Source organism: Enterococcus ratti (genome assembly GCF_001886195.1).
Classification (GTDB): domain Bacteria; phylum Bacillota; class Bacilli; order Lactobacillales; family Enterococcaceae; genus Enterococcus_B; species Enterococcus_B ratti.
The window spans coordinates 90,529-104,667 of sequence record NZ_JXLB01000007.1 but is presented as its reverse complement, the minus strand read 5'-3'; the positions used below and the strand labels follow the sequence as shown (position 1 = coordinate 104,667).

Annotated in this window: 18 protein-coding genes and 1 riboswitch; all 18 genes read right to left on the bottom strand. The window is 38.2% G+C overall.

Annotated elements, in window-relative coordinates:
• Positions 1-59: 59 nt before the first annotated feature.
• Positions 60-1,784, bottom strand: coding sequence for a hypothetical protein (locus tag RV14_RS04815; protein WP_071855168.1), 1,725 nt, complete (start codon positions 1,782-1,784; stop codon positions 60-62).
• 13 nt (positions 1,785-1,797) lie between these two features.
• Positions 1,798-2,838, bottom strand: coding sequence for a WxLIP family cell surface protein (locus tag RV14_RS04810; protein WP_071855167.1), 1,041 nt, complete (start codon positions 2,836-2,838; stop codon positions 1,798-1,800).
• Complete coding sequence (locus RV14_RS04805; RefSeq protein WP_071855166.1) at positions 2,831-3,544, bottom strand: WxL domain-containing protein; 714 nt, start codon at positions 3,542-3,544, stop codon at positions 2,831-2,833. The genes RV14_RS04810 and RV14_RS04805 overlap by 8 nt, the downstream gene beginning before the upstream one ends.
• A gap of 31 nt (positions 3,545-3,575) precedes the next feature.
• A complete protein-coding gene (locus RV14_RS04800) occupies positions 3,576-4,235 on the bottom strand; it encodes a WxL domain-containing protein (protein ID WP_071855165.1) in 660 nt (219 codons plus the stop codon).
• Positions 4,232-4,561 (bottom strand): EF2685/EF0750 family sortase-dependent surface protein, encoded by a 330-nt coding sequence (locus tag RV14_RS04795; protein ID WP_071855164.1) that lies wholly within the window; start codon positions 4,559-4,561, stop codon positions 4,232-4,234. Before RV14_RS04795 ends, RV14_RS04800 begins: the two co-directional genes overlap by 4 nt.
• A gap of 421 nt (positions 4,562-4,982) precedes the next feature.
• Positions 4,983-5,543, bottom strand: a complete 561-nt coding sequence (locus RV14_RS04790) for an ECF transporter S component (protein WP_071855163.1) — start codon at positions 5,541-5,543, stop codon at positions 4,983-4,985.
• The gene (locus RV14_RS04785) at positions 5,530-5,925 is read right to left on the bottom strand and encodes a DUF4430 domain-containing protein (RefSeq protein ID WP_071855162.1); all 396 of its coding nucleotides are present in this window, start codon (positions 5,923-5,925) and stop codon (positions 5,530-5,532) included. Before RV14_RS04785 ends, RV14_RS04790 begins: the two co-directional genes overlap by 14 nt.
• Before the next feature lie 45 nt (positions 5,926-5,970).
• A riboswitch (adenosylcobalamin (AdoCbl) riboswitch) is annotated at positions 5,971-6,116 on the bottom strand.
• Positions 6,117-6,132: 16 nt separating this feature from the next.
• Entirely contained in the window at positions 6,133-6,582 is a 450-nt protein-coding gene (locus tag RV14_RS04780; protein ID WP_071855161.1) for a cupin domain-containing protein, read from the bottom strand.
• A gap of 28 nt (positions 6,583-6,610) precedes the next feature.
• A complete protein-coding gene (gene eutH / locus RV14_RS04775) occupies positions 6,611-7,729 on the bottom strand; it encodes an ethanolamine utilization protein EutH (protein ID WP_071855160.1) in 1,119 nt (372 codons plus the stop codon).
• Positions 7,730-7,741: 12 nt separating this feature from the next.
• Positions 7,742-8,002: a EutN/CcmL family microcompartment protein gene (locus RV14_RS04770; RefSeq protein WP_071855159.1), complete on the bottom strand. Its 261-nt coding sequence runs from the start codon at positions 8,000-8,002 to the stop codon at positions 7,742-7,744.
• An 11-nt stretch (positions 8,003-8,013) separates the two neighbouring features.
• Entirely contained in the window at positions 8,014-8,616 is a 603-nt protein-coding gene (locus tag RV14_RS04765) for a hypothetical protein (protein WP_071855158.1), read from the bottom strand.
• Between the two features lie 11 nt (positions 8,617-8,627).
• Entirely contained in the window at positions 8,628-9,260 is a 633-nt protein-coding gene (gene eutD, locus RV14_RS04760; RefSeq protein WP_071855157.1) for an ethanolamine utilization phosphate acetyltransferase EutD, read from the bottom strand.
• A gap of 13 nt (positions 9,261-9,273) precedes the next feature.
• Positions 9,274-9,834: a hypothetical protein gene (locus tag RV14_RS04755; RefSeq protein WP_071855156.1), complete on the bottom strand. Its 561-nt coding sequence runs from the start codon at positions 9,832-9,834 to the stop codon at positions 9,274-9,276.
• A gap of 143 nt (positions 9,835-9,977) precedes the next feature.
• Positions 9,978-10,265 (bottom strand): BMC domain-containing protein, encoded by a 288-nt coding sequence (locus RV14_RS04750; RefSeq protein ID WP_071855155.1) that lies wholly within the window; start codon positions 10,263-10,265, stop codon positions 9,978-9,980.
• Between the two features lie 40 nt (positions 10,266-10,305).
• A complete protein-coding gene (locus tag RV14_RS04745; protein ID WP_071855154.1) occupies positions 10,306-11,781 on the bottom strand; it encodes an acetaldehyde dehydrogenase (acetylating) in 1,476 nt (491 codons plus the stop codon).
• Positions 11,781-12,317 carry a BMC domain-containing protein gene (locus tag RV14_RS04740; RefSeq protein WP_071855153.1) on the bottom strand — a complete coding sequence of 179 codons (537 nt, stop codon included), beginning with the start codon at positions 12,315-12,317 and terminating at the stop codon, positions 11,781-11,783. Before RV14_RS04740 ends, RV14_RS04745 begins: the two co-directional genes overlap by 1 nt.
• Positions 12,318-12,330: 13 nt before the next feature.
• On the bottom strand, positions 12,331-12,984 hold the full coding sequence (gene eutL, locus RV14_RS04735; RefSeq protein WP_071855152.1) for an ethanolamine utilization microcompartment protein EutL: 654 nt from the start codon (positions 12,982-12,984) through the stop codon (positions 12,331-12,333).
• 13 nt (positions 12,985-12,997) lie between these two features.
• The gene (gene eutC, locus RV14_RS04730; protein WP_071855151.1) at positions 12,998-14,131 is read right to left on the bottom strand and encodes an ethanolamine ammonia-lyase subunit EutC; all 1,134 of its coding nucleotides are present in this window, start codon (positions 14,129-14,131) and stop codon (positions 12,998-13,000) included.
• Positions 14,132-14,139 lie beyond the last annotated feature (8 nt).

Sequence of the window (14,139 nt, the reverse complement as noted above, 5' to 3'; positions counted from 1 at the left end):
TCATCATACAAAAAGAAAGAAGAAAGAAAAAACAATTGCTTGCTTCTCTCTTCCTTCGTTTAAGGGGCTTCAATTAACGTCCACTCCAATTTTGATTCATACTCACCGGTATAAGCATTCGGTAAAATCATTAAACCAAATTGATGGGTCTGATCTTGTTGTAATCTATAATTAGTGGCATTTTCTCTTAAGACAGGTAAAATTACTGGATCATTTGCTGTAATTGTTAATTTGTTCAAGTTATCTTGATAATAAAGTGACGCAGGTAATTTTCTTTTTTCATTTTTAAAAGGTGTAATCTGATGAACAGTTAATTGCCAATGACCTGGTGAACGTGTAGTGTCTTCAATACTGATTTCAACGGGCTTTTGAGGAAATGAATAAAGCCTCTGTCCGCTAATTACAGAATTGGGAAAATTTACTTCAGTGTCTACCTTCTTAAAATGCACACTGCCTTTTGTCAACTGCAAAATAAATGTCTCTACATTTGATTTTTGACCTTTTGTATCTACAACATATAATTGAATGGTATTTTCCCCATATTTTAATTCATTTAACGGCATTTCTTGAGAAAAATCAGTCCATTTTCCTTTATTTTGGTTGTTTAACGTTTTACCTAACTGGTGAGAAAGGCCGTTTAAATTATAGTAAATTTTTTCTGTTAAACTATCGTCTTTGTATTGCCCATCTATTTTAAAGGTTAAAATGTTGGGAGTTAATTGAATCGTTTGATTGGCGATTGCCGTTGATAGCTTTAATTGGGGCGGCTGATCCGTTTGAACTAAAGTCACAACCGCATCATCAGTTGCTACTTGATGATTGCTATCTTTTAGCTCAATGTGTATCTTATTTTGTCCTATGACCCCATAATTTGTCAAATCAATTGGAATAGAAAATGTTTTATTGGGTTTAAAACTATTTACTGGGATAGTGACTGATTGCTGATTGATGCTTAATGTAGGGTGCAAGTCATCAATGCTTCCAGACCACGTTCCTGTTAAACAAGTTTGATAAGAACTGGCATCTGTAAGTTCAATGACTTTGTTCTTACTCGCCGCATCAAAAGCAACACTAAGACTTTGGATGGCAGGCATTTTAGTTGTTAAAAAGTGATTCCAATCAAAATCACCTTGAGTACTGTCATAAATTCCTGTATGCAGGATGAATTCTTTATTTTTTAAGGCTGCTTCTGTCACTGTTGCTTTATAAGAAAGAACAATCTTATCTCCTTTATCTACTAAGATATTTGTTAGACTATACGTATCATCATATGGACCATCCTCATATTGATTGGTAATCGGCAGTTGTGTCATACGACCATTATAAGAAAGAGTGTCCTGATACATCATTTTTGCTTCAGTATTAAAGGCCCAAAAAATATCATGACAAAGTTGTTTTGACGGATCTACAAACTTTCCTTGATCGGATAAGATTCCTTTCGTGTAGACAAAACTTGGCTCTCCCTCTAATTTTAATCCTTGTGTTTCATCTGGAAAGAGGATGAGCATAGAAGATTGATTAAAAATAGGAGGCAAGACGCCGTTATCTAATTTTTCAAGTGTCGTTGTAACTGTTACCGTATCACCAATTGCTGTATAGTTAGGTGAATTATTTTTTTTATAAGAGATAGCAGCTTGAACATGTCCGTCTAAAATATCTGCTGTTTGATTGTCAGGGTAGTTGGCTGCTGCCGCATGACTGGAACAAGCAAAAAGACCAACGATTCCTAAGCTAGCTATAATTATAAATTGGGTGGCAAAGGGAAACTTTTTTAGACTATTCATTTAGTATGCTCACCTACTTATTTTGTTTAAACAATTTATAACTTAAAAAGAGAATAATCAGTAGTAATAAGATTCCTACCACGATCATTATTGGTAAATAGGGAATTTCTTTTTCCTTTTTTTCTAAGATGGCTTGCTGATTTATTTTCCTTGCTTTAGTTGCTTGAATCCTAAAATCGGCAGTTAAATGCCATTTTTTATTGTTCTTTCCTTCTTTCGCGTCAATTGTCATTGTATAGATTCCAGCTGCCATTTTTTCTTTGTTTAAACTGATTGGAAAACGAAAATTTGTATTTGGTGCAATCGACATATTTTCTTTTTTTGTTTGGTACAGCACTTTATCAGAACCTTTTTTTGTAATGACGGCATCAAAGCTGACTTTATTTATGATGGTTGGTGTAGGATTTTGAACCTTTGCAAAAATAGTAGTATAAGAGTTTTCTAATCCGGGGTTAGCTGATAACAATTTTAATTCCGGTTCTACTTTGGCTGTGTCATTTTCCAATTGTACCCCGATGACGTAAGCGTATTTATTTCTAATTGCTGTACCTTCCACTTTTTTACTGATGGTGTCTTTTTTACTAATGTGGATTCCGCCAAGAATAATTCCAGAAAAAGCTTGTTTTGGCATGGCTACTTGAAAGGAGACATCTTTTGCCTCTCCTGCTTGAAGTTTAATTTCTTGTGAAGGTGGCGTGACTAGCTGATTTAATACGTATTTTGCAGACGCATCTTTTTTTAAATTCGTTTGACTGTAATCAATGACGCCGTTACTATTCGTTGCTGCATTATTTACCTTGACAAGATAGCTAGCTTTTTCTTGACTGTTGTTTTGTAAATGAATAGATATTTGTTCTTTTTGATTTGGTTTCAATAATAAATCAAAATAAGAAAGATTTTTATTATGTTGAAAAGAAGGAATATTTGCACTTACACTGTATGCAGATTCCGAAGAATCGGCATACAGTTTTACCGTTGTTAAAGCTAGAACAAGTAAACACATTCCTATGAACAAGCAAGATTCAACAAAACGTTTTCCTCTAATTTTATTCATTTGCGTCACTTGGACCTGCTGTTAACGTCCAAGTAATCGTTGCCGTGTATTCTTTGGCTTGAGCACTTCCGGATGGTACAACTAGTTGAACATCCGTATTGTGCCCTTCTTCACCAGGGAATACATCCAACCAAGTTCCTTCTCCAGCTAAACTAGCAGCCGTCATAACATCTTGGGCATCGGTGTTATTAAAGGTAATTTCTTCATTTACTGCCGGTTTACCACTCGTATTATCTGATTTCGTCCGCGCCTCACCATTTTTGAAAGTCAACACGGCTCCTTTTAATTCTGAGTCATCGGTTGCTGTAAATTTGGAAGTCGCTGCGGTTAATTCCCACCCGCCTTCCACGCCTCGTTTATCCGTGATTTGAACGTGTGGCTCCGCATTTAAAGCACTATACACTTGATTGCTACTTGAAATTTCTTGCGTACCAAAACTAATATTGGATACATAGTCAATCGACAACGGACCATTGTCATCAGTTCCATGGTTATCTGGATCATCTGGGTCGACTGGATTATCTGGATTATCCGGATCATCTGGGTCGACTGGATTTACTGGATCCGTATTTTCTCCTGTAAAGGTAATTTTTGCGTTTGAAATCGCATGCTCATCATTTTCAGTTGCAAAAACAAAACTTCCGTTAAAAAAAGTAGTTGCTAGTAAAGTGGTTGCTGCAAATGAACATAAAAATTGTTTTTTCATTATGATTTTCCCCCATTATTTTTGTTAATTCTTAAGCTGGCGCATCCGTTAGTGTCCATTCTAGTGTTGCTGTATAGTCTCCAGCTAAATTACCTGAAGGAACTTGTAATGAAACTTCTGATGTATTCATTTGGTCTGCCCACGTTCCCAACCCAGTATTCGCATCAGAAGTCATAATATTTTGAGCATCTGTATTCACAACAACTGTCGAAGTTGTAGGTGCTGCCGATTGATTGTTCTCAACTGTCTTTAATGTTCCTACAGGTAGCGTCAATTGTGCACCTTTTAATGTCTGCCCGCTTTGCGTTTGAAATCCTGAATTTTCGCTGTCGTAATTTACTTGTAAATTCCAGCTAGCGCCGGTGCCACGTAAGTCGGAGACTTGTGCTTCTGTACGCAATGCTGGTTTTTGAGCTGCATATGTTTGAGTAGAACCTGAAATTGTTTGCTTGCCAAAATCAATATTTGAAATGTAATCGATACGTAATACTCCTGTATTTCCAGTAGGATCATTTGAATTAGGATCATCATCAGGGTCTACGGGATCAATTGGACCAACTGGATGATCTGGATCTTGTTGAGACAACCCGATTTTAGCCGTACTTGTTCCCTTTAAATCTTCGGCATGAACTACTGTACTTCCTAATCCTACTGCACTGAGTAATATGGTGGCTAAAACAATTTTTTTCACTTTTTTTCTTCCTTCTTTCTTCTTTTCAACAACATGAATAATAGGCAAACACCAACGAGTATAAAACCAATTCTCTCCGTGATCAAACTTTTTTTTTCGTTTGTCTTAGGTAACGTTTTTCTAGCGATCACGTGATGATTTTCTTCTTCATTTTTTGTTTGCTTGTCTGAATTGTTGGTCTTTTGTTGCGGTATACTTCCTTTAAATGTAATACCAACACTGCTTCTTTCACTTGCCGCAAAAACAGTGGGTTCAACACTCATTAACAGTTGCATACACCCTAACACGACGACTAAAAAAAATATGTCTTTACCAAATCTTGCCATAGGTTTTCCTCCATACACTTTTTATCAAGTAGCACCCCCAAACGAAAACTGAATCTCTTTAGAATCATTACAATTCAGATCGTCTATAGTATACTCAAAGAAAAATTAAATTTCATAATTTTGAAAGCGATTTCTTTGAAAGTTGCGATAAATAGTAGTCTTTTCTCCTATTTTTTTAAATCCTTCTTTTCATGAGCTTTAGCTAACAAACCAAAAATAGCACCTGCAAAAACTTGATTTCGTTTTGCAGGTGCTGTTGTTGGTTCATAGATTTTCTTCTTGGTAGAATAGAACACTCATTAATTTTCTTTTTGCTCGGTGCTTGCCGTCATTTTAAAAGAGCAGATAAAAGCCGATAGGACTTTTGTCTGCTCTTTTAACAAAACTTTGATTTATTCTTTTGACGTCCGACAAGATTCTTTTACTCAATTAACTGATTGCTGCCATAATCGATCAGTAATTTATCTAATAACGGAAGGAGTAGGGGAGCTAAAATCACGTAAAATATTGCGTTGCCGACTGCATGATAGACGTCAAATAAAAGCCCGCTGACGTAATAAGCCACAAAATATCCCCATCCAAAAAATGGAATCTGAAATAAGGCTTGAATAAAACCATAAAGAAAACCCATCGCAGCAGCAAAAAGAATCATCACCGAAAAAGGAATTTTCTTAAAATTAGGTCGAATCAAAAGACCTACCAGTAAAACGATCACGATATATCCTAAAATCTGTCCAAACGTCCAGATGCCAAACCCTAAAAACAGATTGGATAAGACAATTACAAGAATGGCTTCAACCATCCCATAACGAATGCCTAGTAATAAAGTAAACAAAATAATCAAAGAAGTTACTGGTTGAACATTTGGAATAAATGCAAATAGCAATCTTCCAGAAACAGTCAACGCCGAAAACAACGCAACTAAAGTAATGCTTTTAACGCTGGTGATTGACACGCGGTCATATTGATTACGAATTTCCATGCAAATCCCAGCTTATCTTATCGCCATTTTCAGGTTTGATGTCTTTTGCTCCTTTTGTTGCAGGCTGCCCGTTGAGATCAAAAAGCCAATATTTTCCAGCTTCTTTGTCTTGAGTCGTTCCATTGATCGAAGTGATGATTCCGCCTTGCTCTTTGACGTCAAAATTTTCTTTCATGATGGTATCGAGCGTTGTTCCTTCTTTAACTGAAACTTTTTTATCAGCAATCTTCTTTGCACCATGGTCTTTCGTAACTGTGATAGCGACTTCTATCATTTTCTTAGAGGTATTTGCTGTTTGTTTGCTACCAGCACTACAACCTGCTAGTAGAACTAGCGTCATAATGCCAATGAACCAGCGCCCGATTTTTTTCTTATTTGCCATATTTTTTTCCTCCCTTGTTTAAACACAATGAGGCTTTTTCATTATTAAAAGTCCCTTACTTTGCCTCGAAGTAAGGAAACCGAACCATTAAATGTCTAGTATCTGACTACGAGAAATGAATTCTCTCACAGTGGCGGGACCGTTTCAGATTTTCACTGAATTCCTAAAAACATTTAATTTAGTATACATGAACGAAGTATAACCTGTCTATTTTGTTTGTGCTTGCCAATCGGCTGGATAAGTGATATACAAAAAACGAGTATTTTCTTGCACTGAAAATTGAATGCTGCTGCTTTTCGGAATAAAAATCATTTCGCCAGCTTTCGCTGAAATTTTACGACCATCAATTAATACATCTAATTGTCCCGAGATGACATAATCGATTTCATCATAGTCTAATGTCCAGTCAAAGGTCGTCGCTGTCATTTCCATCAAACCGCAGCCTAGATGAGGACTTTCTTGCAATGAAAATAAGTCTTTGGTATAGACTTGATCCGTAGAATTCCCCGTATCTAAACGATCTTCTTCTGTTAGTGATATTTCTGCCAGTTTCACTGAAGAAATACCGCTTGGATCTACTTGCTTTGCCGGCATGAATTTTTCCATTATGAGTTGTCGTACAAAGTGTTCAATCATTTGACGATCCCAAGTTGTCATGGCTATTTTCCTCCTATTCTTCTATTCTTTAAATTTTTTCTATCGTTTTTTCTTGAGTCTGCGGCGTTTTTGCTAATAAACGATTGGCCATAAAAATCGCAACAAAAATTGCTGTGACTCCGCCGACTAGTTTTCCGACCATCATAGGAAAAATCATTTCTTTTGCCACCCCAGCTGTAAAACCTAAATGATCACCTAAAACAAAAGAAGCAGAGACTGCAAAAGCAACATTGATGATTTTTCCTCGTCGATCCATCTCTTTTAACATTTGAAACATTGGAATATTATTTGCTAATGTTGCAACCATTCCTGCGGCAGCAATTTCATTCATTCCTAGTACTTTTCCTAATTTCATTAATGGTTGATTGAATACTTTTGTAATTACAGCAACTAAGCAAAAAGCGCCAGCTAAAGTCAATGCAATATTTCCAACCGTCTCAATCCCTTCAGAGACCGGTGTAATTCCTGAAATTAAAGTAATTCCCACAAGTTGTTGAATCGCTCCGACTACAAGTCCTGCAATGGCAACAATGACGACTCCTTTACCAAAAATGTTGAAGCCTTTGATCATCCCTTTAGGCGCTAGCCACAAACCAATAATAATCAATGCAGCAACAATGACAATTGGCAATAAGTTCGGCAAAATCATTCGCATTGGCATATTTGCTGCTAAACCACCAGCTAATAATCCAAATGGAATGGTAATGATGCCGCTTAAGACTCCAGTTGCTAAATATTGTTGATCTTCTTTTTCAATAATTCCTAAGGCGACGGGAATCGTGAAAACAATTGTTGGTCCCATCATCGCACCTAAAATTGTCCCAGCAAATAAACCGGCTTGCGGATCATGTGCCATTTGTTGTGCTAAAGCAAAACCGCCCATATCATTTGCCAAAAGAGTCGTTGCAAACATGGAAGGATCTGCTCCTAAAAATTCATACACGGGCACGACGATCACACTAAATACCTTAGCAAGAATAGGCGCTAACGTGATGATTCCGACCATGGATAACGCTAATGATCCCATGGCCATGAGTCCTTCTTCAAATTTTTCTCCTAATCCTAATTTATTTCCAATACATTTATCTATTCCGCCAATCACCATAAAAAAAACCATGATGTACATAATGATTTCATTGATACTCATAGACAATCTCCTTTATCCTTCAATTGTATCGATTACACCAACAATCATCGCATCAATGGGGATTTTTGAATCAGTCGCTGAAATTCTAGCTGCCTGTCCTTGACTGACTAATACTTTGTCTCCGATTCCTGCTCCTGCGTTGTCAGCAGCAACTAAAAAACCTTGGCGTATGTCATTTTCATCTACTATGTCGATCATCATTAATTTCCAACCGTTCAGTTTTTCATCTTTTCTAGTAGACCACAGACTGCCAGTAACTTTTCCTAATAACATGAAATACCTCCTCACTTGAATAATTGATGTTTGTGCGCATAGTCTTTCGCTAATGGTGTCAACCGTTCTTTGGATGTTATTAATACTTTACTTTTTTGCTGGATTCTTTTTTTCAATTGTTCTTCCGTGATGTAGGTTCGCTTAGAAATATTTTGCGGCAATGTTTTTTTTCGGCAGTCTGTTAAAAACGAAGTATATCCCTCCTTTTCTTGCGCAAAATAGAGACCGTAAAGGCGACATTGTTCTTTTTGTTGCGTTATTTTTTTTGCTAGATGATATTTCATTTTTCTTTGATTTTCGAATGGTTCCATTTGCAAAACGAGAACTGGTTTTCCGGCAAATAAAAAAGATTGAATGGCTGCCGTTTTTTTATCAATCGAAAGTAGCTGATGGATCGCTGCCATTTGAGAAAAGTTCAATTGATGAACGACCAAGCCGTCTCTTTCAGTTGGATCACTCGTTTCTAGCCAATCAATCACGGCAAATTCAGAAAATAATGTAGGAGGAACTGTTGTTTTCTCGATTAAAGCGAATTTATATGAAGCTGCGGGTAATTGATGAATGAGTGCTTCCATTACTTTTTGGATCAATTTTTCTATGTCCGTGATCTTCAAATTATTCCTCCTTACTTGCAGATGTATCCGCGATCTCCTTTGCTCAATCCGCAAGCATTTGCTTCATCGTAATCGATGTGCATATACGTTGCAAAATTCGGATTGACGCGAACAACGACATCGGCAAAAATCAAAGGTCGAGTTCCTTGAATGTTCACTTGCACAATTTGACCATTGACTACTTGATTTTTAGCTGCGTCTTCAGGTGTCATATGGATGTGTCGTTTTGCAACAATCAGTCCCTTAGTTAATTGAACGACGGCTTCTTTATTCATCAATACAACACCCGGCGTTCCTTCGATATGACCGCTTTTTCTGACAGGCACACGAATGCCTAAAACACGTGCATCTGTCATTGAAACTTCCACTTGTGATTCCGTACGTTCGGGACCTAAAATAACGACATTTTGAAACAACCCGTTAGGTCCAGCAACTGTAATACGTTCTTTACAGACGAATTGTCCGGGTTGAGACAGTTCCTTCACTTTGGTCAATTGATAGCCTTGACCAAAGAGTGCATCAATTTCTTTGCGACTTAAATGAACGTGTCTTCCGGATGCTTCCACTTCAAATGAACGCTGCTGATTGCGAATTTGCTGCACGACTTCATTGACAATTTCTTCTACATGATTCACATTTTCCATCTTCTTGCAGCAGTTAAATGATCGATTGCAATTTTTCTGCCCATAAATTAAAAATTGATAAACGTTCTGGTGCAAGTTCTTCCAACATCTGACAGATTTTTTCGATCTGATAATGAATCTCGTTAATCGAATACTGCCATGTTCTTGAATGGGGGAAAGAACTACAAACGTTTTTGGATGGTGCAGGTACATTTTTTAAAGAAACCGGTTCATCAAATTGACTGAATTTTTTTAGCCATAATTGTTGATATTCAAAATACAGCCAGCCTTCTGCACACATACTGGTTTCTTCTATCAAGTAAAAAGACAATAAATTTTGTAATTTTTTTAATTCTAAACGAAGTTTGCCGTGATTATTTGAAGCATTCGGTTTCTTTGATTGAACCGGCTGCTGTGTTTTCCGTGCCGGTAAAAATGACGAATCAGTGACTGTTACTTGTATTTGATGTTCTCTCAAATACCCGGAAGCAGCAGGTGTTAATAAACTATTTTTTGAAACTGCAAAACTGGTTCCCGGAAGCAGTTCTTTTTTCAACAGCATTTTTCGCAGCATTTCTTCCGTAATCACACTCATCTCTACCTTCACCTTCATTCCGTTGTTTTAGAAAAGTTACTTTTTCTTAAAAATCCAATTATTTTTTACTGAATTTTTTTTTAAACGAGTCGAATGATCCCAAAAATAAGAGCCTATTTTTGGGATACTCGACCATCAAGCAATTATTTTTCAGGTACCGACGGCAAAATCGCATCTACTTCAGTGTGTGGTCGTGGAATCACATGTACAGACAATAATTCTCCAACCCGTTCTGCTGCGGCAGCCCCGGCATCAGTTGCGGCTTTCACAGCACCGACATCCCCACGCACCATTACTGTCACTAAGCCTCCGCCAACCTGTTCTTTTCCAATCAACGTCACATTTGCTGCCTTCACCATTGCATCTGCTGCTTCAACAACTCCTACTAAACCGAGAGTTTCAATCATTCCTAAAGCATTTGTACTTGACATTATAAATTCCTCCTATTTTTTCATTGATATCTATTACATATTATTGTAACCGTGCTAATACTTGAGCAACGAGAGAATCAATTAAAGCTTCTTTATCCGTTGCTTTTCCCCCAACGACAGATTCGGTGGATTCATGAGATTCTTTTCCAAATTTCTGACGGATATCAGCAAGTTCTGTGACACCATACGCTACCCGGCGAACGTTAAAGAGATTTTCTACACCGATGTTATCAGAAGTCGAACTTCCGCCCACTGCCCCGCAGCCTAAAGTAAGTGCTGGAACTAAGTTCGTGGAAGCCCCGATTCCTCCTAACGTGCCGGAAGTATTGACTAGTAAACGAGAAACAGGTTTTCTTAAGCCAAATTCACGAACAATCTCTTTATTTTCCGTGTGAATACACATGGTATGTCCTGCACCTTCGCCTTTTAAAATCTCAATAGATAAGTCACAGGCTTCTTGCCAATTTTCTACCGTATAATAAGCGATAATTGGCGCAAGCTTTTCTCTTGAAAATGGGTACTTAAGACCAACATGACTTTCCTTAGCGACAATTAAACGACGATCAAACGGAATGTTTAAGCCCGCCAGTGAGGCAATATGCTGCACGGAACGCCCAACAATTTGTGGATTCATTGTTCCATTTGGTCGCAAGATAAACCGAGATAATTTTTCAGCTTCTTCTGCATTTAAAAAATAAGCGCCTTGTTTGGTCAACTCTGTTTGAACGGCTTCACTCATTGCTTTTTCAACAATAATGGATTGTTCAGAAGCACAGACGGTACCGTTATCAAATGTTTTTGAATCCATAATGCGGCGAACGGCCACAGAAATTGGTGCGCTTCGTTCTATATAGGCTGGACCATTTCCGGGACCTACACCGATCGCAGGTGTTCCAGAAGAATACGCTGCTTTAACCATCGCATGACCACCAGTTGCTAAAATTAATTTTGTATCTTGATGAGTCATCAACTCATTTGTTGCGGCCATTGTAGGTGTTGTAATAACACAAACACTGTCTTTTGGTCCTCCAGCCGATTCAATCGCTGCACGAATGACTTCAACCGTTGCACAAATAGATTGCACAGCGTTTGGATGTGGAGAAAAGACAATACTGTTTGCAGCTTTTAATGCGATCAACGCTTTATAAATGACGGTTGACGTCGGATTCGTTGAGGGAATTAATCCAGCAATTACTCCCACCGGCACAGCAACTTCTGTTACCTTTTTTTGCGGATCATCATGGATAATTCCGACTGTTTTCTTTTCTTTTAATTCTTCATAAACTATTTTTGAAGCAAACGCATTTTTTATAATTTTATCTTCGTAAATTCCAAAGCCGGTTTCTTCGGCAGCCATTTTAGCGAAACGTTCACGTTGCGAAAAGGTTGCTTCAGAAATAGCTTTTACGATTTGATCAATCTGCATTTGAGAGCATGCGGCTAAGCGGGATTGTGCTTTCTTTGCACAAGCAATTAAGTCTCTTGTTTCTTGGATGGAGCATAAGTCTTTATCCATTATCTGTCACTTCCCTTTATTTCTGCTAGAATTGCGTTAATTAATGCTTGTTTACTTGCAGATTTAATTTCTGAAGGTTTCAATTGTTTCACGTCCAACTGATAGGCTTCTTTTCGTAATTCAGAAACACGTTTTGCCTGCAACTCAGTGATCCGTTCATTTTTATCTGTTGGTTGATCCGGCAAGTCAGTTTTAGCAATTGCTTTTTCTGCTTCTTGCTGGTTTTCATCCACGTGCTTTTTCGGTTCTTTTTTTATTTTTTTTGAAATTGCTTTGGTTAAAATCTGTTCTGTCTGTTGAGCGACACGCGGAATCACATGGTGGGAAATTAAACAGTCCAGCTTTTTAGCAACAGCTACTCCAGCGTCAACGGCTGCATAAACGGCTGCCACATCTCCGCCTAATTGGACAGTCGTAAGTCCGCCACGAATACTTTCTGCATTCAATAATTGGACATCTGCGGCTTTTAATGCTGCATCACTAGCACCAATCGCACCTAAGAAACCACGAACTTCAATCATTCCGATTGCTTTCATTCCTTACACATCCTTAATAACTCAATGGATTATCTGCAATTCGCTGAACCACTTGCTCAAATGCGGCACAAGCGGCTTTACATGCAGACTGGCTGCCGGTTAAAAGTGCTCCGCCAAAATTGGTTTCTGACGGCGGTCCAAAAAAATTACAGATTTGAACGTCTGCAGCTTTTAATGCCGCATCAAGTGCCACCATTGCTTCTAAAGGCGGTGCAATCAAATAGGCAATCGCTTCTCCTTCACGAATGTTTGACTCTTTTGATAAATACCTGCCTGAACGAGAAACAACATGCGCAAAATAAACGATACTGTCCTCTTCATTTGCACTGATAAAACTTGCTTCTTCTTCAATAACTTGTTTAATCACCGTTATCGCACTATTGATCTCTGCCGGACTTGGTCCTGCCACGATTCCAATCACTTCACCGGCAAGTTTTGTTGAAGCATTCGCTGCTCCTGCATACATACTTTTGGCGTATACAACTTCTACTTCTGCGGCTTTTGTTGCTTCATCTAACGCAACATAAGTCACGTCATCACAATCAGCAGTAACAATTCCTAGCGAGCGCATGTTAGGAGTCAAACCAAGTTGTTGGGCTAAAGCGGCGTCCACGTTCGGAATCACTTGCATACTTAAAACAGTTGCACCTAAACGATCATTTTTCATTGGCTTTTTTCTCCTATTCTGTTTCTTTTAGTTCAATGCCGGATTTTTTCCTGTCTAGTATTTTTTTGAGTAGTTCAGCAATGTATGCGCCTGCTTCAACGGCAGATGTCCCGCCTTTATGAATATTTGAAACAACGGTACGGCGAGCTTCCGGCATTCCAACTGTTGGACGATAAGCGATATACGCACTCATTGATTCTGCTGTCGCTAAGCCGGGACGTTCACCCACTAAAAGGCATACGACATCCGCATCGGTCACCTCGCCAATTTTATCCATTGCCGGCACACGACAATATTTAACAAATACGACTTGATCAAAATCCAATCCATACATTTTTAATCCTTGTTTAATGGCCGGTAAAATGTCTTTAATGTTGGCAGTAATGGCGGCCGAGCTTAAACCATCTCCTACAACCATTTGAATCTTAGCTTTATGAGTCGCTTCCTGCTTGATGCGTGCGATGTTTTCTTCATCAAACTGGCGACCAAAATCTGGACGAGTCAAGTATTCATCTTTGGATTGACAAATCGTTTGCGTTGAAATAAAGCCCATTTCTTCTACTAATTTTGGATCCACGTCAGAAAATACAGCATCTTGAGCAGCTGCATGATCGGCACGAAAACGCAAAATAGAAGAAGTCAGATAGCGTGTTCCGGTTCGACCTACACCAATTCGAGCTGGCGTAAAGGATTTCATCCGTAAATAGTCATTTGGTGATGTTGCATTGGAAACTAAGAGTTGTTTGCGTAAATCAACTTCGGTAATGTCTTCAATCATTCCTTCTTCTGCTATTGGTGCCTTTGTTTCATTTGTATGATTTGCTTCTTTGCCTTTTTTTGATGGTTGCGTTTCCTCGACCATTTCACTTAAAATAGAATGCTTGATCGATTCAAAAATCGGGTGATTGACTTGATCGATGATGATTCGTGTCACCTCATCTTCTTCGTAATCTACGACTGGATAATTAAATAAATCGTTTAATGTCAGATGAGACAACACGACTTTTGCGGCTATTCGCTCTTCAGAAGAGCTGGCTCCGACACCGGCTAAACGATCTCCTGATTTTTCCTCATTTGCTTTGGCTAATACGTCTTTGACGGAAGAAAATTGATAGACTTTGCCAAATAATCTCGTTTTTAAAATCATTTCCTTGT